The organism is Pseudomonas sp. QC2 (assembly GCF_002859085.1).
In the GTDB taxonomy this organism is placed as follows: Bacteria; Pseudomonadota; Gammaproteobacteria; order Pseudomonadales; family Pseudomonadaceae; genus Aquipseudomonas; species Aquipseudomonas petroselini.
Genome location: NZ_PKKS01000003.1, coordinates 62851 through 82662 on the forward strand (window position 1 = coordinate 62851; position 19812 = coordinate 82662).

Consider the following 19812-nt stretch of genomic DNA (forward strand, 5'->3'; position numbering starts at 1 on the left):
GTGGCGCACTTTTTTATTGATCGACCGATTTTCGCTTGGGTCATTGCCATCGTGATCATGCTCGGTGGCAGTCTGTCCATCAGCCAGTTGCCGTTGGAGCAATACCCGGATATCGCGCCACCCACGGTGAAGATTTCCGCCACCTACACCGGGGCCTCGGCCAAGACCGTTGAAGACTCGGTGACCCAGGTCATCGAACAGCAGATGAAAGGCCTGGATAACCTGACCTATATGTCGGCCACCAGCAGTTCGGCAGGCAGTGCCAGCATCAGTTTGACCTTTACTGCCGGCACCGACCCGGACGTCGCCCAGATGCAGGTGCAGAACAAGCTGCAACAGGCCGAGTCGAGGCTGCCGCAGTCGGTACAAAGCGAAGGCCTGACCGTGACCAAGGGCGGCTCGGACTTCTTGATGATTGTCGCCCTGGCATCGGATGACCCCAGCGTCACCGGCACCCAGATAGGTGACTACATTTCCACCACCTTGCTCGATTCTATCAGCCGGATAGACGGCGTCGGCGATGTGCAGACGTTGGGCTCGGGCTACGCCATGCGCATCTGGCTGGACCCCGCCTTGCTGGAAAAGTATGCGTTGATGCCGTCGGACATCAGCAGCGCCCTGGAAGCGCAGAACACCGAAGTCTCGGCTGGACAGCTCGGCGGCTTGCCTGCGGTCAAGGGGCAGCAACTGAACGCTACGATCAGCGCCCGCAGCAAACTGCAGACTGTCGAAGCGTTTCGCGAGGTAGTGGTCAAGTCCAACAGCGACGGTGCCGTGGTACTGCTGGGCGATGTCGCGACCCTGGAACTGGGCAGTGAAAGCTACGACATCAGCACCGCCCTCAATGGCAAGCCCGCGGCGGCGATGGGCGTGCAATTGGCCGCCGGCGCCAACGCACTGAACGTCGGCAAGGCGGTCAAGGCCAAGCTCAAGGAGATGGAGCCCTTCTACCCGACGCAAATGCAGCTGAAAAACGTGATCGCCTACGACACCACGCCCTTTGTCAGCTTGTCCATCGAAGAGGTGGTCAAGGCTTTGGGCGAGGCTATCGTGCTGGTGGTGTTGATCATGTTCCTGTTCCTGCAGAGCCTGCGCGCCACGCTGATCCCGGCGATTACCGTGCCGGTGGTGCTGCTGGGCACGTTCGGCGTGCTGGCGCTGTTCGGCTACTCGATCAACACCTTGACCATGTTTGCCATGGTCCTGGCGATCGGCTTGCTTGTGGACGATGCCATCGTGGTGGTGGAAAACGTGGAGCGACTGATGGGCGAGGGGCTTTCGCCCGTGGCGGCCACCCGTCAATCGATGCGTGAAATCAGTGGCGCACTGGTGGGGATCACCCTGGTGCTGAGTGCGGTATTTATCCCCATGGCGTTTTTCGGTGGTTCCACCGGGATCATCTATCGGCAGTTCTCCGTGACCATCGTCTCGGCCATGGTCCTCTCAGTACTGGTGGCGATGACCCTGACACCCGCGCTGTGCGCGTCGTTGCTCAAAGCCCGCAATGGCCAAGGGCATGGTGCTCAGCGTGGATTCTTCGGTTGGTTCAACCGCACCTTCGAGCGTGCCAGCGCCGGTTATGAGCGCTGGGTGGGCGGGGTGTTGCGGCGCTGGGCGCGCAGCCTGCTGCTGTATGGGCTGGTGCTGGGGGTCATGGCGGTGGGCTACGTCAGCCTGCCCACTTCATTTCTGCCGGACGAGGACCAAGGGATTCTGCTGGCGCAGATCCAGTTGCCGGTCGGCGCGACGGATAGCCGTACACAGGCGGTGATCAAGCAGTTCGAGGACTACATCCTGCAACAGCCCGAGGTCGAAGCGATGATCAGCATCAGCGGCTTGGGCATGGGCGGTAACAGCCAGAACACCGCACGGGCGTTTATCCGCCTCAAGGATTGGTCCGAACGCGGTGGCTCTGGTCAGGGTGCAGCCGCCATTGCCCAGCGGGCGACCCTGGCACTGTCCAGCATCGGCGATGCCGATGCGTTCGTCATGCAGCCGCCGACCGTGCGCGGCCTGGGCCAGAGCTCGGGCTTCGACCTGCAACTCAAGGACCTCGGTGGCCTGGGCCATGATGCGTTAGTGGCCGCCCGCGAACAGTTCCTTGAGCTGGCCAGGAAAGATCCTCGCTTGCTGGGCGTGCGCAGCAACGGCCTGGACGATGCACCGCAGCTCAAGGTCAGCATTGACGACCGCAAGGCCGGGGCCCTGAGCCTGAGTACCAGCGATATCAACACCACCTTGGCGACGGCGTTAGGCGGCACTTATGTAAACGACTTTCTCAACCAGGGCCGGGTGAAAAAGGTCTACGTACAGGGCCAGGCATCCTCGCGCATGCAGGCTGCGGATCTTGATCATTGGTTTGTGCGCAACAGTAACAATGAAATGGTGCCGTTCTCGTCCTTTGCCAACAGCACCTGGGGTTACGGCTCGCCGCTGCTGGAACGCTACAACGGTAACGCCTCCCTGGAAATCGTTGGCGATCCGGCGCCAGGGGTCAGCTCCGGCGATGCGATGGACGCAGTGGAGGCCATCGTCCGGCAATTGCCCCAGGGTATCGGCTACGAGTGGACCGGGCAGTCCTATCAGCTGCGATTGTCCGGGTCCCAGGCGCCGCTGCTCTATGGTATTTCCGTGTTGTTTGTATTCCTGTGCCTGGCCGCGCTCTACGAGAGTTGGTCGGTGCCGTTTTCGGTGATCCTGGTCGTGCCCCTGGGGGTCATCGGTGCGGTGTTGGCGACCCGTGTCGCCGGGCTGAGCAACGACGTGTATTTCCAGGTCGGGCTGTTGACCACCGTGGGCCTGGCCGCGAAAAACGCGATCCTGATCGTTGAGTTTGCCAAGCACTTGCAAGAGCAGGGCAACAGCGTGGTCGACGCGACGCTGATCGCGGTGCGCCAACGCCTGCGGCCGATCCTGATGACCTCCCTGGCCTTCATGTTCGGCGTATTGCCGCTGGCCTTGAGCACCGGTGCAGGCTCAGCCGGGCGCCAGGCCATTGGTACGGGGGTACTGGGCGGCATGTTCAGCGCCACGGTGCTGGGGATCTTCTTTGTACCGTTGTTTTTCGTGCTGGTCCGCCGTCGTTTCGGCCGCGTGCGCAGCGCTAATCAATCTGCTCCGACAGGTGATGCATGATCAAGTCACACTGGCCTCTGCTGGCCGCCATGGCCTTGGCTGGCTGCGTCAACCTGGCGCCGCAGTATGAGCGCCCTGAGGCCCCCGTCTCCGAGCAATGGTTGCCGGCGGCCCAACTGCCCAAAGGGCAAGTGGGGGCTGATATCCATTGGCAGCAATTTTTTACCGACCGCCGCCTGGCGCAGTTGCAAGCCTTGGCGCTGGCCAATAACCGCGACCTGCGCCTGGCCAGCCTGAATGTGGAAAAGGCCCAGGCGCAGTACCGCATCAAGCGCGCCGACCTGTTTCCCACTGTCGACGCGAGCGTCAGCGGCACCCATAGTCGTACGCCGGGGTCGTTGTCCAACACCGGCGCGGCGGTCACCACGCACGATTACAGCGCTCAGTTGGGGCTGAGCAGCTATGAACTGGACGTGTTCGGCCGGGTTCGCAACCTCCGCGATGAGGCGCTGGAAGACTACCTGGCATTGACGGAAACCCGGCGCAGCACGCAAATCAGTCTGGTGGCGGAAGTTGCCACCGCCTGGCTGACCTTGGCCGCCGACAACGAACGGCTGCTGCTGGCCCAGGAAACCCTGACCAGCCAGTTGGCCACCTACGACCTGACCCAGCGCAGCTACACCTTGGGCGGCTCCTCCGCGTTGTCGGTGGCGCAAGCCCAGACCACCGTCGAATCGGCACGGGGCGATGCAGCGTCCTATGAGAGCCAGATCCTGCAGGACCGTAATGCCTTGCGCCTGCTGGTGGGCAGTGATCTGCCCGAGGCCCTCTTGCCGGGTACGCGCCTGGAGTCGTCGGCAGTGCTGGTGGACATTCCGGCAGGGCTGCCCTCCAGCCTGTTGCAACAACGCCCGGACGTGCTCTCGGCCGAGCATACGCTCAAGTCCGCCAACATCGATATTGGCGCGGCCCGTGCGGCGTTTTACCCGAGCATCACCCTGACCGCCAACGCCGGCTCGTCCAGCTCGGCATTGGCCGGCCTGTTCAAGTCCGGCAGCGGCGCCTGGACCTTCGCCCCGAGCATCAGCGTGCCGATTTTTGACGGGGGCAGTAACCGCGCAACCCTGGATTCGGCCAAAGTCGAACGTGAGATTCAGGTGCAGACCTATCAGCAAACCCTGCAGACCGCATTCCGCGAAGTGGCCGACGCGCTGGCGGTGCGCAGCACCCTGGATCGCCGAATCGCCGCGCAACAGGCGCTGACCGACGCCAGCCGTAAAAGCTTCGAACTCTCGGATGCTTTGTATCGGAGCGGCTCGCAAAGCTACCTCGAAGCCCTGGATGCGCAACGCTCGCTCTACAGCGCACAACAGGACCTGATCACTCTGCGCCTGACCGAGCAGAGTAACCGCATCACGTTATACAAAGTGCTGGGGGGCGGTTGGAATTAACGGCGCTGGCACACGCACACATCACCGCAGCGATGGAACGGCGTGCGCGGATCAAATCGGCTAGTTCATTCAACGGGGAATCAACATGTGTGCTTTTCGTTTCACTTTAAGCGGTTGCGTGCAGGTGCTGGGCTGCGCTTGTTTCATCATTATGTCACCGCTGTGCCTTGCGAATTCCGACGCGGACCCATGGGAAGGTATCAACCGGCCGATCTTCGCATTCAATGACGCACTGGATACCTATGCACTCAAACCCCTCGCCCAGGGCTATCAATTCATCACGCCCGGTGTTGTCCAGGAGAGCATTCATAATGTGTTCAACAACCTGGGGGAGGTCAAAAACCTGGCTAACGATGTCCTCCAGGTGAAGTTCCACAGTGCTGGCGTCGACACAAGCCGCTTTTTGCTCAACAGCACGATTGGCTTGGTGGGGTTGATCGACGTCGCGACCCCCATGGGGCTGCAGCGCAGTGACGAAGATTTCGGTCAAACCCTCGGTTACTGGGGGGTCAACAGCGGGCCTTACCTGGTGCTGCCGCTCCTGGGGCCAAGCACACTGCGCGATGCGCCAGCCATCCTTCCCGACGCCTACGCCAATCCGCTTCGCTACATCGGCGACGTGCCTACGCGTAATAGCTTGTACGGCCTGGGCGTGATCGACGGACGGGCTCAATACCTGACAGCCGAGAAACTCATGACCGGCGATAAATACACGTTTATTCGAAGTGCCTATCTGCAAAGCCGAGCGTTCAAGATCAACGGCGCAACCGCAAAGGATGACTTTTGACCAGCGCGTGATGGCAGCATGTTCAGGCATGAGATCTGCTCGCCACAGCCGCCCATCAACGCCTCGGCGCGGATGGGCGGCGCCCCTGCGTTCGGTAGGTTATATATCGGCGAGCTGGACTTGATCACGACCACTTGATTTAGCACTGTACATGGCGCTGTCCGCACGCCGAACGAAAGCGTCAAATGATTCCGATGGAATCCACGTCGCGACGCCGAAGCTACACGTTACTTGACCGGCCTCCTCAAAGGGGAGGGCGCTGACGAGGGCTCGAAGCTTTTCCGCCAACAACGTCGTATCGTTCAGGTCGCTTCCAGGGCAGATCAATGCAAACTCCTCCCCACCCGTTCTGCACAGAAGATCGGTTTTGCGTATTGCCGAACGTAGTCGCACACACAATGACTTCAGTACGCTATCACCGCACTGATGCCCCTTGAGGTCGTTGATGCGTTTGAAGTGATCGACGTCGAACATGATCAGCGATAAGGGGCTGTGTTGCGCGTCAGCCTCAACGAGCAGGCGTTCCATCAACGCTTCGAAGTGCCGGCGGTTATACACGTCCGTCAGGTGGTCGGTAATGTTCAACAAGCGCAAGTCTTGCGTGCGCTCATCAACCAGAGAGAGCGCGCGCGCACGCTGTGTGATCAGCATGTACACCATGAGCGTCATCAGCAGCGTCAATCCTGCTCCAAACGCGACGATCAGACTGACAAGCGCTGCGTGACTGTTAGAGCTCAAAAATATCGAGCTTGGCCGAAACTGCATCGAGTAGTGCTGGTCGGCTACTTTCAACACGCGTTGAGCGTAAAGCGCCGAAGGGGCGGCCGGCGATAAGCTCTGATAAAAGATGTCGTTCGGATGCGGCGTGTCGATCAATGACAGGGTCACGTTCAGTCGTTGCAGACTGGGTAACGGAATGCCATGTTCCATCAAGGACGCCAAGCGTATCGTCGAGACGATGAACCCCTGCAAACCATCATCGTTCAGTGAGGCCGCCGAGGACTCCTTGAAAACAGGCGCGACAAAGAAAAACCCGGTATGGCCACTGGTCATTTTCAACGGCGCCGACACGACCAGCCGGTGTGTTTCTCGTGCCTTTCTCAACAAGGCCTCGCGATCCGGGCTGGCGAGCACATCCATGCCCGGTGTTATCTTCACGTCATTGCGCTTGCACAAGTAGAGCAAGATCATGTGCTCCGGACGGCTGGTGAGGGGGGCTTCGGTCTGGGTCGTGGGATCAATCTCATGATACGAAAAGTCACTCGTACCATTGAGTAGCGCTTTTTCGCGAAACGTTTGTAGATCCTGCTCGAGAATCCTCGGTACCCAGCCGTACGTTTCACCCTCTTCGACGAGAGGCGTGACAAACCCCATGAACTCCTTTTCCGTGACATCGTCGGCGTTGATGAAGAAACGCCTGACGGTGTCCAATTTCAAGTCTTGGAAAGTAAAGCGTCGCTGCAGGCGACTGAATCGCTCGTCAACCTCCAGTTGGAACGCAACGCTGACGGTGCGCTGCTCCGACCCGACGAAAAGTATCAGTACCAAGGTCGTGATGGCCACCCCAGCCAGGCACACGAGAACACAAAGGGATACGTCGGATGCTTTGAGGGCGCTCATACGAAAGGACATCATTTCGTGTTCCTTACTCATCGCCAAAAACAACCTGCAGCCACTTGGTACGCTTTTTCGATTATCGGCACGCCAGCCAACATCTTTAAAGATTAGGCGATGAAATATTCACTGTCACCGCAAGTGATAGGGTTACCCGGCCAGCCGGTTTTTGCCGAGCACGTTGCTTCTCCGCCAACGGCTGATCCGCACCGTGAGGAACCGCCTGGCCTGGTCGATGCGCCTACTCCAACCCTGCCGGTTGTGCGGTTGCGTCCTGCATGAGCTAGAACTCGGTCACGACGGTTACGCCGGCGGTCTCGAAGCGATCCATGTTCATCAACGCGTCGATGGACTGCTCCAGGCTGATGGTTTTACCCACGAGTTTTTCCGGCGCCAGTTTTCCGGAGGTGATCATCTGGATCATGGCGTCATAACGATGTGCTTGCATGCCATGGCTGCCATAGATCTCAAGCTCGTGCGCGATGACCTTGCTCATGGGGATCGCCGGCGTGGCGTGGTCGGCGAGCATCAGGCCCACCTGGACGTGCTTGCCTCGACGGCGCAGGTTGTTGATGGAGTTGAAGCACGTGGTGGGATGGCCCAATGCATCCAGCGATACGTGGGCGCCCCCCTGGGTGATGTCCAGCACGGCTTCGGTGACGTCCGCAACGCTGTGTGCGTTCACGGTTGCAACGGCGCCGAGCGCGCGAGCCAGTTCGAGTTTTTCCGGCGAAATATCGATGGCGATGACATTCGCGCCGAGGGCCTGGGCGATCATCACGGCGGACAGGCCCACGCCTCCGCAGCCATGCACCGCCACCCACTGTCCGGCGCTGACGTTGCCTTGGTCAACGACGGCGCGAAATGAAGTCGCGAAGCGGCAGCCCAGGCTCGCAGCGGTAGCAAAGTCCATGCTCTCCGGAAGCGCGACGAGGTTCAAGTCGGCCTGGTGTATACCGACGTACTCCGCAAACGACCCCCAATGAGTGAAGCCCGGTTGAAACTGCGTAGTGCAGACTTGCTGGTTACCGCTGTTGCACTCGGGACACGCGCCACATCCGCCGACAAAGGGCACCGTTACACGGTCGCCGACCTTCCACCGGGTGATGTCCCTGCCAACCTCCGTCACGATACCGGCAAGCTCATGCCCGGGAACATGCGGCAGTTGGATGTCCGGATCATGCCCCTTCCAACCGTGCCAGTCGCTGCGGCAGACGCCCGTACCCCGCACCTGTACGACCACACCGTGACGCTCCGGCGTCGGGTCTTCGACGTTCATCAGGCGCGGCGGTTGGGAAAAGGCTTCATAGACAACTGCTTTCATGAAAGTCACCTCTGCTTGGGATAGACACGACGCTGTATTCGATGGGTTTCCAGTGCCGGGCGGCTCGAATCAGTGCTGATCCATTATGTGCGAATGCCTTGAAATTGCTTTTCAGATTGCAGTTGATAGTGGGCGCTGAATGAAATTAATCTTCGTGAGCCGGCACATAATTGAAAGGATCAACCATGCTTGAGCGTCTGGATAAGGTGGATATTGCAATCTCGGAGCGACTGCAGCGAGATGGGCGACTCTCGAACGTCAAGTTGGCGGAGCAACTTTCCCTCAGCGAAGCATCGTGTTGGCGTAAACAGAAACGCCTGGAGGAGTGCGGCGTGATCGAGGGGTATCAAGCCATCCTGAATCGCAGGAAACTGGGCCTGGGGGTGATGGCTTTCGTGCAGATCTCCTGCAGTGATCACAGTGAAGAAGCCACGGAAAAGTTTGAGAAAATCATAGCGTCGGCGCCGCAGGTGCTCAGTTGTCACAATACAACCGGCGAGGCGGATTTTTTACTTCAAGTCGTCGCAAGCGATTTGGACAGCTACAGCAGATTCGTTGAAAAGGTGCTGAGAAAGCTCCCGGGCGTATTGAGTATCCGCTCGAACCTGTCACTGCGAGAAATGAAGACCACCCATCGTTTTCCAGTGGCCGAGCTCCTGAGTATCTGAGGACCTTGAATCAGGGCGGCGGCCCGTTTGCCGGGCCCGGTCCGGGCACTGCCTACTTGGCTCTCGGCAGGGCCTTTATCGCCTGGACGACCGCATCGACGATGGCCTGGGCGATGATCCCTTAGCGCCGCAATTGAGGGGCTTCTTGCTCAAAAAGCTGACGATTGAGCGCGGTTGTCGCTGGCCGTTTCCCGGAACAGTCGTGGTGACATACCGAATGTCGATTTGAAGTGCCGGCTGAAATGTGAACTGCTGCCATAGCCCCAGGCATAGGCAATCTCGGTGAGTGAGCGATGCGCCTGTTCACGGTTACGCAGGTCCTCGGCGCAACGGGACAACCGACGCTGCCAGATATACTCGCTGACGCTGCAGCCCAATTCATCCTGAAAGGCCCGGTGCAAGCTGCGCACCGAGCACTGTTCGGCATTGGCGATGCGCTCGATGCTGAGGTCGCGGTCGGCCAGGTGGCGCTCGATATAGGCCTTGAGGCGATTCTGTTTGAAGAAACGGAAGTCGTGGTCCAGTTGCTTTTCATCTTGCTTGTTCTTCAAGGCATTGTTCAGCAACCCGGCGATGCTGTCGCCGATTAGCCCGGCCGACTGGCTGTTGAGCAAGGGGTATTGATGGTAAGCGTCGCTGATCAGGTGCATCAGCATGCGCCCCAGCCCGTTGCGGCCACTCAAATGCATGTCGCCGGTCTGCGTCAGTTGCCCGGCGGCGCCCTGGAACAGCAGGATAAAGTGTTCGCAACCCTGGGTACTGGTGACGCTGAAGGGCTTGCCACAATCGACCAGGAGCATGTCGTCCGGTGCGACGGTACTGCTTTGCTGGCCTTGCTCGAAGTGACTGACACCGGCGACTTGCAGGATCAACATGCGCGGCGTGTCGACGACATCGAGCGCTTTGCTCAAGTGGCGTGAATAGCGATGGGCACTGGCGGTCATGCGGCAGAAACGCAGTTGGCCCAGGTCGCCGTATTCCAGCCGCCCCTGGAAGTTACCGTTGTGCAACGGGTCGATGTGAGTGGCTTCCAGGCGCTTTATATACTCCGGCGTGCGGCCCAGGTGGTCGCTCATGAACTCTTTCCACTTCATCAGCCGGTCAGAGCGAACGACCTGTTCGGTGGACACACAGGCTAGGTTATTCATAGGTTTCGCCTTCTGTCTTTTTGTTATGGCTGAAGGGGCAAGGAGGGCGCCTTGCCCAATTCTGACATGCGATCAGAACGGGTAGCGATGGCTCCCGGCTTGCCAGGTGACCCAATGGGCCCGGGTAAATTCATCCAGGGCATAGTGCCCGTTAAACCGCCCGAGGCCGGAGTTCTTCTCGCCACCGAACGGTGCATTGGGCTGGTCATCGACGGTGATGTCGTTGATATGGGTCATGCCCGCCACGATGCCACGCGCAAAACCGAGGCCGCGTGCCATGTCCCGGGTGAACACGGCACTGGATAGACCGTATTCGCTTGCGTTGGCCAATTCCAGGGCGTGGGCCTGATTGTGTGCAATCATCAATGGCAATAACGGGCCGAAGGTTTCATCGCGGGCCAATGCCTGGTCGGGGCCTACATCGCCGAAGACATGGGCGGGCAGCACCAGCCCCTGCGCCTGGCCGCCGCACAGTTGCTTGAGGCCGGCACGCTCGGCAGCGTCGATCTTCCCCAGCAGGCCATCGAGCTGGCTCTGGTTCACCACCGGCCCGATCACCGTATCGGCCTTGGCCGGGTCACCGGTCTTGAGGTTGCGCACGCGCTCGACCACCAGCGCGGCGAAGTCGGCATACAGCGAACGATCGACAATGACGCGGTTGACGCTCATGCATATCTGACCCTGATGCAGGAATCGCCCGACCACGGCGGCATGCGCCGCGATCTCGATGTCCGCATCGTCCAAGACCACCAGCGGTGCGTTGCCGCCCAGTTCCAGCGCCACGCGCTTGATGTGCTTGCCACCGGTGGCGATGCGTCCGACGTTGCGGCCCACGTCGGTGGAGCCGGTGAAGGAGATCAGGCTGGGTATCGGGTGTTCGACGAATGCATCGCCAATCTCCGAGCCCGCGCCGACCACCACATTCAGTGAACCTGCGGGGAACCCGGCTTCTTCGAACAAATGGGCAATCAGCAGGCCGCCGGTGACCGCCGTGTCACTGGCGGGCTTGAGCACCACGGTATTGCCCAGCGCCAGGGCCGGTACCACCGAGCGCATGCTCAGGTACAGCGGGAAGTTCCAGGGGCTGATGACACCGACCACTCCCAGCGGCTCGCGAAACACGAAGCTCTGTTCGCCAGGCTTGTAGCTGCTCAGGATCCGCCCCTCAACCTGCATTGGCAGCGTTGCGCACTCGCGAACCAGGTTGAGGGTGAACTGCCATTCCATCCCCGCCTTGATACGGGTACTGCCGGACTCACGGATCAGCCAATCAATGATTTCTTCGCTGCGGTCCTGGATGACCTGGGCGAGTTTTTCCAGCTGCGCACCGCGCTGTGTCGGGTGCAGTGCTGCCCAGTCGATCTGTGCGCGCTGGGCAGCCTGGTACGCGTCCTCCAGGTCGGCCACCGAGGCCAGGGGCATCTCCAGCAAGCATTCGCCGTTGAACGGGTTACGGTCATCAAGGCGTCGTGCCGAACGACCTGTGCGCCAGGTGCCGTTGATGTATTGGTCGCCGCTGATGGCGTAGGTCGCGAAGGTTGGAATTGTCATTGTTTTACCTTGGGCAGGTAGCCGCGTTGATTGAGGGTAGATGAGGGCAGACCCTTTGGAATGTGTCTTTTCAGCTGCGGATCCAGGCGCGTCCCCAGGAGTTGAGGGTGTATTCCTCTTGGGGCCAGACGCCTGGCGCGCGGCTGGCTTCGGTGATTTCCAGCTCCGCCGAGAACTCCAGGCGATTGCGATCGGCATCGACCACCATGAAGAACAGGTTATTGCCCGGACCGTGGCGACCCGGGCCAAAGAACAACGTAATCCGCTCCTTGGCGAAGCGGTCGCCCCAGTCACGAATGTCATTCCACTCGTTGGTTTCGTAACAGTGATGATCCCATTCGTTTTTCGAACCGCGGAAAAACGCCAGCGAGTGGTGCTCGTCGTCTGAACGCAGGAAGCAGGTCGTGAGCTGGCCGCTCTGCTCATCGACGACATTGTCCGAGACCGTGAACCCTACCGTGTTGACGTAGAAGTCGATCATCGCTTCCAGCTCCGTGGTCTGGAACACCACATGCTGCAGGCGACCCGGCATGCCCTTGCGGTCGGTGGTGACGGCGCCACGAGACACGCCAAACACGGTCTGCCGGCCCTGGGGGTCACGGATTTGAAAGGCGCCGGCTTCCAGCAGCGGCGAGTCGAGCGCTTCGACGCTACAACCCTTGCCCACCAGGTGCGTGCGCAGTTCGCTCAAGCGCGCTTGGCTGCCTAGGTCGTAGGCGGCCGCGAGCAGGCCGCTGTGATCTGCGGGGGAGATCAGCATGGCCCGTTGCGGCCCTTGGAGCAGCCAGCTGCCGTCTGCCTGCGCCAGGCCCTCCATGTCCAGCAGGCGCCGATAGAAGTCAACTTGCTGGTGGGGCGCTTTGCTCGCCAGGTGTAAGTAGCACAGGCGTGCGGGGGTAGAAGTCTGCAAGGTTTGCATAAACACCTCTGGGGCTGAAGGTTCAGGGGTAGACGGGGGCCATGGCCGGCTGATCCGCGCAGGCGCTTGTCGGGGGGATGCCGAACAGCGCCTGCAAGGCGGCGGCAGCCTGGTCCTGGGTGGTCCGGTCGAAGAGGGCGGCGACATAGCGATCGGGGCGCAGCAGCACAAACGTGTGGCTGTCGCCGAGCAGCTCCTTGAGCGCATCCTCATGGTCTTGAAGTACGGTGCAGCCAGGCAGCGATGGCAGGGCCTGGAAGTGTGCAGGCAGGATCAGGATGCGCTTGGCCTCCAGGTGATCCCAAAGACCGTGGCGCAGTTCGTCCAGGCGCTGGCGAGCAGGGTCGCCATATTGAATCAGGGCAAAGCCGGCACCGATGCTTGCGTCCAGCAACTGGACGTGGCCTTGGGCATCGGTCAGCAGCGGCTGAGGAAACATTTGCCCACAGGCCAGCTTTCCGGCCTTGCCTTCGGGCAGCACCAGGCCTTGGGTAAAGCGTGGTTTTGGCTTGAAGCGCATCTGTAGGAAATAGTCGCGCAGCGACGGCACCAGGCCGACCAACGCGAATGCCGCACTGATCAGGCGAGCACGCAGCACGGTAGCCGGCGCCATGACCACGCCCAGGTTCAGCGCCAACTTGATCAAGGCCCAGGCATGCCCGCGCCGCTCGCTTTCGTAGGACTGCAAGGCGGTCGCGGCCAATTTGCCGTTGAGTACACCGATCAACTTCCAGCCCAGATTGTGTGCATCGCGAACGCCACTGTTCATCCCTTGCCCAGCGTAGGGCGGGGTCAGGTGCGCGGCATCGCCGGCGAGCAATACGCGGCCCACCTGCCAGCGCTCGGCCACGCGGGCGTGAAAGGTGTAGACCGTCTTGCGCACGATCGACACCGGGGCATCGCCCTTGAACGGACGCAGCAGCGTGTGCAGGCTTTGCGGGCTGAGCACTTGCTCCTCGGTTTCGTCCGGCCGGAGCATGAATTCGAAACGCCGCGTACGGTGCGGGCCGGGCACTTCCACCACCGGGCGCCGGGCATCGCAGTACACGCGGGTCTGCCAGAACGGGTCGTCGTCCTGGTCGGTATCGACCACCAGCCAGCGCGAGGAGAAGCTCGACCCGACCATCTCGATCCCCAGTAGCTTGCGCACCGGGCTGCGGCCGCCGTCGCAGGCGACCAGGTAGTTGGCCTTGACGTCGAGCAGTTGGCCATCGGCGTCCTTGATCAAGGCACGCACGCCGTGCGCGTCTTGAGTGAACTCCAGCAGCTCATGATTGAAGCGTGCAGTCACGCTCGCAAAGCGCTCAAGACCGGTCTTCAGCGTGTGTTCGAACAGCGGCTGGCGAAAGGCATTGCGTTTGGGAAACCCATACACCTTACCGGTGGGCTCGACCTTGCCAAAGCAACGCCCGCCCGCGCGGGTGAAGTAATGCACGCCGTAGCCGGGCACCACATCGCGTAGCACGGCGTCGTCCAGCCCGATCGCCTGCATGGTGCGCAGGGATTCATCGTCGATGGAGACCGCGCGGGGCTCGGTCACGGTGCCGGCTTTGCGGTCGATTATCAGGGTATCCACCTGGGCCTGGCCAAGCAGGTTGGCCAAGGTCAGTCCGGTGGGGCCGGCGCCGATGATCAGGACTTGAGTGCTGAAGCTGTTGAGGGTTGTCATTGTTATTCCCTTCCAAAGGTTTCAGTCCGGCTGCGCGGGGCGGTGAGTCAGGGCCGCCATGCGTTGCGAGAGTGTCTGCGCGAGGGCCAGCATCTGTTCCCCTTGTTGCGCTTCCTGGGCGTTGTCGCGCTCCTCGATCGGGCGTACGCAACTGATGCTGCCCAGCACCTTGCCGTCGCTGTCGAAAATCGGTGCCGCCAGGCCGTAGACGCCGGGATCGATTTCCGCCGCACTGGCGACATAGCCCTGGCGACGCAGTTGCTGCAGCGCGCGACGGAACTGTTCCCAGGTCTGGCCCAAGTGGCTGGCGCGCACTTCATCCGGGTTTTCCAGGAACAGCTGGCGGTGCTGGCGCGAGGTCATGTTGGCGAGGATCGCTTTCGATGTCGCGCCGAGGAACAACGGCCTGGGCGAACCCCGGGAGTAGCTGACCTCACTGAACAACTCGCCATGCTGGTGGATACACACCACCTGGTCCTTGAACAGCCGGCAGATCAGCCATACCTGTTGCTCGCTCCAGCGTGGCAGAGCCTGTTCCAGCGACTGTGCCGCGCGCACCAGAGGGTCGCTCAGGCGCAGCTGACGGTCCCAGGTGATGATCCGTGCGCCCAGTGCATAGCGTCCGGCTTCGACCTGAAACAACAGGCTCGCCTCGGCCAGTTCGCGTACGTAGCGGTAGATGGTCGAGCGGGTGTAACCCAGCGCGGCGCCCATTTCGTCCACCGCCCAGATCGGGCTGGCCTCGGTGAACAGATCCAGCACCCGCAGCATGCGTTCCAGGCTGGAACCTTTGCTGTCGGCATCCAGGTCCGACGGGCGTTCTGATTCAGACAGTAGATTCATGACTCACTGCTCGTCGGCGATGCTGTTGCGCAGGAGGCCGATGCCGGATATCTCGACTTCGACGCTGTCGCCGGGCTTCATCCAAACCGGCGGTTCGCGGAAGGCCCCGACGCCACCGGTGGTGCCGCTGACAATCACGTCGCCGGGTGCCAGTTCGGTAAACGTGGAGCAGTACTCGATCAACTGGCGCACGTCGAAAATCATGTCGCTGGTGCGGGTGTGTTGCATCACTTCGCCGTTCAGGCGCGTGGTCAGTTCCAGGTTGTGCGGGTCGCTGATTTCATCGCGGGTCACCAGCCAGGGGCCGAATCCGCCGGTGTGAGGGAAATTCTTGCCAGGCACAAACTGAAGGGTGTGCTTCTGCCAGTCGCGCACGCTGCCATCGTTGTAGCAGGCATAACCGGCCACGTAGTCCAGCGCGTCTGCTGCGTTGACGTGCCTTGCGGTTTTGCCGATGACCACTGCGAGCTCGCCTTCGAAATCCAGTTTGTGCGACACCTTCGGACGGATAATCGGCTGCAGGTGCGCGACCTGGCTGTCGGCGAAGCGCGTGAAAATCATCGGATAGGTCGGCATGTCACGCCCGGTCTCACGCACGTGGGTGGCGTAGTTGATGCCGATGCACAGCACTTTGCCGGGATTGGCGATCACCGGCAGGAAGGTGACGTCGGCCACTGGCACTCGGGGTAGTGGCGCGAGCACGGCGGGGGTCAGTTCCACCAGGCGATTGGCGGCGATGGCATGCTTGAGGTCGGGGCCAAAGGTGGGTTTGACCGATTCCAGGTCAATCAGTTGATCACCGTCGACCACACCGTAGGTCGTGCGACCGTGAACACTGAAGCTTGCAAGTTTCATGAAATGTCCTCTCGAAAAGGAAGCGGGAGATGGCGGCAATGGGGTCAATCTAGTCCTGCACATTTATCCTGTAAAGTGGGATTTATGCATAAATCCTGCAATATGAAATAAATGCTAATTTTCTGTTCGATCATCGGATTCAGCCCGGCAACCGGGCAGCCCGCGCCCTTCCAGCAAGTGGATGGCCACGGGCGTGTCGCTTGGAGGAGAGGTGGGCTGGCGCGATTTAGCGCGGTGCCCAGCAGCCGTGCAGGGACATGCGCATGCGGAACGGGATTTTGATGCGTGCGAGAGGGCCGGCGGCCATGTCGGTGGCGTCCAGCACCACCAGTTCGTTGCGGCCTTCGGCAATCAGGTTGAGCAGGCAGACCACATAGCCATCGCCTTCTGCGGCGTGCGCTGAGCGCGGAATGAAAATGGGTTCCTGGAAACAGCCACTGTCGCCGGGAAACCAGGCATCGGTGACACCGGTCGTGAGGTTGAGGTGAACCAGCAGGTTGAAAAACTGGAACGGCATCGGCCCGTTCGACGGGTTGTACGGGCGTTCTGGATCGAAGGCGAGGAGGAACCCATGTTCATACTTGCGACCGATGTAGCGATCATCGCAGCGGGGAAACTCGCAGGGATAGTCCGTCAGCGCCTGGGGTTGCAGTTCATCCTGCGCACTGTTCAGGTCGAATATCCAGCGCATCAGGCTGGCGGCCAGGGTCTCTGGCGGCGGTACGAAACCGTCCGCCTGGGGGAAGAAGTAGAAGATGTTGCCGCCGGTGACCGGCATGTCCACATAGATTTTGCCGTCTTCGTCGAACGCATTCAGGGTATGGCCCTGGAAGCCGTCCTTGGGCCCTTTGAACCAACGTACGTCGCGCGCATGGCCGTCACGGGGCACCACGGCAAATAGCTGGGGCAATTCGGGCTGCCACTGAAAATGCTGGCCGCCTTTTTTCATGCGCTCGACGTCCACCGTCAACGGGATCAGTGGGAACACCACATACCTTTCCGTGACCGCGAAGTCGTGGACCATCGCGGCGTAGGGCGCCTGGAACCAGATTTCATGCAGCAGCTTCCCCTCCGGCGATATCTCGAAATAGGCCATGTCGGGTGTGCCGTCGCCTTTGGCTTCGTAACTGAAGGCCAGCAGGTTTCCCGTGACGGGGTCGAGCTTGGGGTGGGCAGTGAACGTCGCGGCGTCGATCTGCCCGTCGAAATTCCACTCGCCGAGGGTCTCCAAGGTCAGCGGGTCCAGCGCCCAGGGCATGGCGTCCTCCTTGAGAGCCAGCAGGACGTTGTTGTGCGGGATCACAGACGTGTTGGCGGTGGTGTTGTTTTTGGCTGCCAGCGGGTCGTTGGTGTAGACATTGCGGTACACACCATTGAGCGAACGCCCTTCGCGACGCTGGGCGACCAGGCGATCGGTCAGCACATAGCGGCGGCGCAGCGAAACCTTGCCGTCGGCAAAATAAAAGCCGCTGACCAAGGCATCGCCATTGAAGAAAATATCGCTGCCGAGCATGGGCGGGTACTGCGGGTCGGGTGACACCTGGTAAAAGGCACCCCGGATCGCCTCGGGAAGGGTGCCTTCGATCTCAAGGTCATACACGTCGCCCTCAACGCGACTGGGGGCATACAGCGCCCCGGTAAACTCCGGGGTGTGGGGGAATGGCGTATTCATCGGGTTATCTCATTGATCGGTTGGGTTGACGTCGTTCAGGCGGATTGGGCTGACAGGGCCTGCCCGCGAGGCTTGACGCCGCGACGGAAGCGGGCCACCACCAGGCACGAGATAATCAAGGCCAGCCCATAAGCGCAGGCGGCCAGCCAGCCGACCGCCCGGAAATGCCCCTCGCCGACGACCAGCGCGGCGCCAAAGGGGCCAAGCCCTTGCCCGATGAATATCGCGGCGTTGCCCAGGCCTGCCAGGCGACCGGAGGGATCCAGTTCGGCGGCCATGGAAAGCAGGTACGGCAAGCTGAAGAACCACACCATATGGATCAGGCACGCCGTGGTGGCAAATGCAACGGTACTGTCGCCGTACACCATGATCAGGGTTGCCACTAATGCAGCACCGAAGCTCAACAGTTGCGGGAACAGTAGGCCAAGCCGCCGTCCGATCAGACCGGAGAGGCCCGCACCCAGGGCGCCCGCCAAGATGCTGCCACCGAGGATAGCCCCGATCTGTTGAGGTTCCAGGCCCAGGCTTTTACCGATTCGTTCCTGGTACACCCACAGGGCGGAATGCCCGAAGAACAGCAGCGCAAACAGCGCGATCAGCAGCAGCGAGGTCAGCCCGAACGGTCGGGCGGCGCCATGGGCGATGCGTTGGGCGTCCGGGTAATACCGGGGGATTCTCCCGCAACCCAATGCGGCAAGCAGGCTGGTGATGGCCAGCAGGCCAAAGGCACCGCGCACGCCAAATACCTGCAGCAGCAGAGGCATTGAGGTGACCAGCAGCATGCCCCATAACAAGTTGCCGATATTGATCACTGCAAACGTTGCATCTTTGGACCGGCGCAGTGCCGCGGTCGCATACACCACCGCCATGACCGCGCCACCGCTGGCGCCGCAGATGATCCGCAAGATCACCAGCCACGTCTGGCTGTGAAGCTGGGTGCTGGCCAGGTTGCCGACGGCCAGTATCAACAAGGCTACCCGTGCAAAGCGGCGGCGGTCGACACGGGCCATGAGCAGGGCACATACGCCGCAGGCGATGGCCATTGCGATCAGTTCGGCGGCGAAGATCACGCCGATGGCATTGAGCGGCACCCCCAGTTGATCAATCAGCGCGCCGCCCAGAATCGGCTGGATCTGCAGCGTTCCCAGGGAAATGACCATCATCAGGCAAATAGCGCCCAGTGATTGCTTGCTGTCGATGGAGTCGAGCGCATTCATCACACATCACCTCAGTCAGAACTTATGGACGTAGCGAACTTGCACGGCGTAATCGGTCTTGCTGCGGTTCTCTACCCCGGTTTCTTTATAGGTATTGAGCCAGAACGCCTTGTCCTCAGTGATCTTCCAGAACAGGCCGGGGCCAATGCCAAGGACTTTCTCGCGAGAGTTGCTCAGGCGGTCGCCGTTGACCTGGTCATCGGAAATCTGCCGGAAGTAATACCCGTTGATCCCGACCGAGACCTTCGGGTACACCTCGTAGGAGGCGGTGAAGTTGGCCCAGGCCGACTGCCCTGATTGGGTGTCGCGCACGGGGCGCCCTTCAAAGAACTGTGCCGAGCTGCTCGCGGGATCGTCGTTCTTGAAGTTGTACAGGTAATTCAGGCGCCAGCTCACTTCCCAGCGTGGTGCCGGCATCAAGGTCGCGGCCCAGTAGGGGTTGAAGGAAAAGTAATGGGAGCCGGGGTTCAAGTCCTTGTGTTTGTCGTACTTGCCTGTGGGCAGGATCGTATCGAAGGCCACGCGTTGCACGAACACCGGTCGGCCTTCGGCGTTGACGAGCGGATCGAACTGGATCTGCGGGCCGACAGTGACGTCACCCAGGCCGACCCCGTTGTCCTTGAGTTTGACGCCGTTGTCGCCGAAGTCGCCGTCCAGGGAAACCACCGGTACCAACAGGCTCCAGCCCAGGTGCGCGCCGCCGCCGATGGTGTCCGGTGAGTAATAGCTGAACTGGTTGATCAGGGTAATGACATTGATCTTCGGGTTATCGAAGTTGCCGTTGTCCTTGCCGCCATTGTCACGAATGCTGCTGGACGTACTGAACTTCAAATAGGTCTGATGCGTCAGCCCCGGTGGGCCGGCGAACCCGTCGTAGAAGCTGGTGCCGCCCAGGTTGATGCCGCTGGGTTGGCTGACGGAGGGCGGTGGAGGGCCCTCGGCAGCAAAGGCGGCAAGTGATACGCAACTGAGGGCCAGGCACGCTGGCAAGGATGGTGTCAGTCTCATTGACGTCGCTC

The 19812-nt window shown here is 60.9% G+C and carries 15 protein-coding genes; 4 read left to right on the plus strand and 11 right to left on the minus strand.

Translation table 11 applies throughout. The features are described 5' to 3' along the window. From QCBJ_RS01845 to QCBJ_RS01855, 3 genes are all read left to right on the plus strand, one after another. Positions 1–3135 carry an efflux RND transporter permease subunit gene (locus QCBJ_RS01845; RefSeq protein WP_015884910.1) on the plus strand — a complete coding sequence of 1045 codons (3135 nt, stop codon included), beginning with the start codon at positions 1–3 and terminating at the stop codon, positions 3133–3135. Continuing rightward, entirely contained in the window at positions 3132–4526 is a 1395-nt protein-coding gene (locus QCBJ_RS01850) for an efflux transporter outer membrane subunit (protein WP_102060007.1), read from the plus strand. The genes QCBJ_RS01845 and QCBJ_RS01850 overlap by 4 nt, the downstream gene beginning before the upstream one ends. Before the next feature lie 85 nt (positions 4527–4611). Then, complete coding sequence (locus QCBJ_RS01855) at positions 4612–5313, plus strand: VacJ family lipoprotein (RefSeq protein WP_102060008.1); 702 nt, start codon at positions 4612–4614, stop codon at positions 5311–5313. Between the two features lie 99 nt (positions 5314–5412). Here QCBJ_RS01855 and QCBJ_RS01860 read toward each other — a convergent pair whose 3' ends face one another. Together QCBJ_RS01860 and QCBJ_RS01865 are read right to left on the minus strand one after the other, a co-directional pair. Beyond that, positions 5413–6945 (minus strand): diguanylate cyclase, encoded by a 1533-nt coding sequence (locus tag QCBJ_RS01860; RefSeq protein WP_256581442.1) that lies wholly within the window; start codon positions 6943–6945, stop codon positions 5413–5415. Between the two features lie 265 nt (positions 6946–7210). Beyond that, the gene (locus tag QCBJ_RS01865; protein ID WP_043205628.1) at positions 7211–8251 is read right to left on the minus strand and encodes a zinc-dependent alcohol dehydrogenase family protein; all 1041 of its coding nucleotides are present in this window, start codon (positions 8249–8251) and stop codon (positions 7211–7213) included. A 185-nt stretch (positions 8252–8436) separates the two neighbouring features. On the opposite strand from QCBJ_RS01865, the gene QCBJ_RS01870 reads away from it, so the two are divergent. Further along, positions 8437–8919 carry an Lrp/AsnC family transcriptional regulator gene (locus tag QCBJ_RS01870; protein ID WP_064053347.1) on the plus strand — a complete coding sequence of 161 codons (483 nt, stop codon included), beginning with the start codon at positions 8437–8439 and terminating at the stop codon, positions 8917–8919. A gap of 149 nt (positions 8920–9068) precedes the next feature. Here QCBJ_RS01870 and QCBJ_RS01875 read toward each other — a convergent pair whose 3' ends face one another. The 9 genes from QCBJ_RS01875 to QCBJ_RS01915 all read right to left on the minus strand — a co-directional run bounded on the left by QCBJ_RS01875 (position 9069) and on the right by QCBJ_RS01915 (position 19801). Continuing rightward, positions 9069–10067: a helix-turn-helix domain-containing protein gene (locus tag QCBJ_RS01875; RefSeq protein ID WP_046035349.1), complete on the minus strand. Its 999-nt coding sequence runs from the start codon at positions 10065–10067 to the stop codon at positions 9069–9071. Positions 10068–10139: 72 nt separating this feature from the next. Beyond that, positions 10140–11618: an aldehyde dehydrogenase family protein gene (locus QCBJ_RS01880; protein ID WP_046035350.1), complete on the minus strand. Its 1479-nt coding sequence runs from the start codon at positions 11616–11618 to the stop codon at positions 10140–10142. 70 nt (positions 11619–11688) lie between these two features. Continuing rightward, positions 11689–12537, minus strand: a complete 849-nt coding sequence (locus QCBJ_RS01885; RefSeq protein WP_043205627.1) for a VOC family protein — start codon at positions 12535–12537, stop codon at positions 11689–11691. 22 nt (positions 12538–12559) lie between these two features. Then, positions 12560–14206: a bifunctional 3-(3-hydroxy-phenyl)propionate/3-hydroxycinnamic acid hydroxylase gene (locus QCBJ_RS01890; RefSeq protein ID WP_102060010.1), complete on the minus strand. Its 1647-nt coding sequence runs from the start codon at positions 14204–14206 to the stop codon at positions 12560–12562. Positions 14207–14227: 21 nt separating this feature from the next. Then, positions 14228–15049, minus strand: coding sequence for an IclR family transcriptional regulator (locus QCBJ_RS01895; protein ID WP_015884900.1), 822 nt, complete (start codon positions 15047–15049; stop codon positions 14228–14230). Between the two features lie 3 nt (positions 15050–15052). Beyond that, a complete protein-coding gene (locus tag QCBJ_RS01900) occupies positions 15053–15904 on the minus strand; it encodes a fumarylacetoacetate hydrolase family protein (RefSeq protein WP_102060011.1) in 852 nt (283 codons plus the stop codon). Between the two features lie 226 nt (positions 15905–16130). Beyond that, a complete protein-coding gene (locus QCBJ_RS01905) occupies positions 16131–17576 on the minus strand; it encodes a carotenoid oxygenase family protein (protein ID WP_046035354.1) in 1446 nt (481 codons plus the stop codon). Between the two features lie 35 nt (positions 17577–17611). After that, positions 17612–18793 carry an MFS transporter gene (locus tag QCBJ_RS01910; protein ID WP_043205625.1) on the minus strand — a complete coding sequence of 394 codons (1182 nt, stop codon included), beginning with the start codon at positions 18791–18793 and terminating at the stop codon, positions 17612–17614. 15 nt (positions 18794–18808) lie between these two features. Further along, positions 18809–19801, minus strand: coding sequence for a transporter (locus QCBJ_RS01915; protein ID WP_043205623.1), 993 nt, complete (start codon positions 19799–19801; stop codon positions 18809–18811). Positions 19802–19812 lie beyond the last annotated feature (11 nt).

Bases quoted from the DNA above. Each gene is read 5' to 3' on its own strand.
- QCBJ_RS01850 (WP_102060007.1), top strand. From the start codon at position 3,132: ATGATCAAGTCACACTGGCCTCTGCTGGCCGCCATGGCCTTGGCTGGC.
- QCBJ_RS01855 (WP_102060008.1), top strand. From the start codon at position 4,612: ATGTGTGCTTTTCGTTTCACTTTAAGCGGTTGCGTGCAGGTGCTGGGC.
- QCBJ_RS01860 (WP_256581442.1), bottom strand. From the start codon at position 6,945: ATGTCCTTTCGTATGAGCGCCCTCAAAGCATCCGACGTATCCCTTTGT.
- QCBJ_RS01865 (WP_043205628.1), bottom strand. From the start codon at position 8,251: ATGAAAGCAGTTGTCTATGAAGCCTTTTCCCAACCGCCGCGCCTGATG.
- QCBJ_RS01870 (WP_064053347.1), top strand. From the start codon at position 8,437: ATGCTTGAGCGTCTGGATAAGGTGGATATTGCAATCTCGGAGCGACTG.
- QCBJ_RS01875 (WP_046035349.1), bottom strand. From the start codon at position 10,067: ATGAATAACCTAGCCTGTGTGTCCACCGAACAGGTCGTTCGCTCTGAC.
- QCBJ_RS01880 (WP_046035350.1), bottom strand. From the start codon at position 11,618: ATGACAATTCCAACCTTCGCGACCTACGCCATCAGCGGCGACCAATAC.
- QCBJ_RS01885 (WP_043205627.1), bottom strand. From the start codon at position 12,537: ATGCAAACCTTGCAGACTTCTACCCCCGCACGCCTGTGCTACTTACAC.
- QCBJ_RS01890 (WP_102060010.1), bottom strand. From the start codon at position 14,206: ATGACAACCCTCAACAGCTTCAGCACTCAAGTCCTGATCATCGGCGCC.
- QCBJ_RS01895 (WP_015884900.1), bottom strand. From the start codon at position 15,049: ATGAATCTACTGTCTGAATCAGAACGCCCGTCGGACCTGGATGCCGAC.
- QCBJ_RS01900 (WP_102060011.1), bottom strand. From the start codon at position 15,904: ATGAAACTTGCAAGCTTCAGTGTTCACGGTCGCACGACCTACGGTGTG.
- QCBJ_RS01905 (WP_046035354.1), bottom strand. From the start codon at position 17,576: ATGAATACGCCATTCCCCCACACCCCGGAGTTTACCGGGGCGCTGTAT.
- QCBJ_RS01910 (WP_043205625.1), bottom strand. From the start codon at position 18,793: ATGAATGCGCTCGACTCCATCGACAGCAAGCAATCACTGGGCGCTATT.
- QCBJ_RS01915 (WP_043205623.1), bottom strand. From the start codon at position 19,801: ATGAGACTGACACCATCCTTGCCAGCGTGCCTGGCCCTCAGTTGCGTA.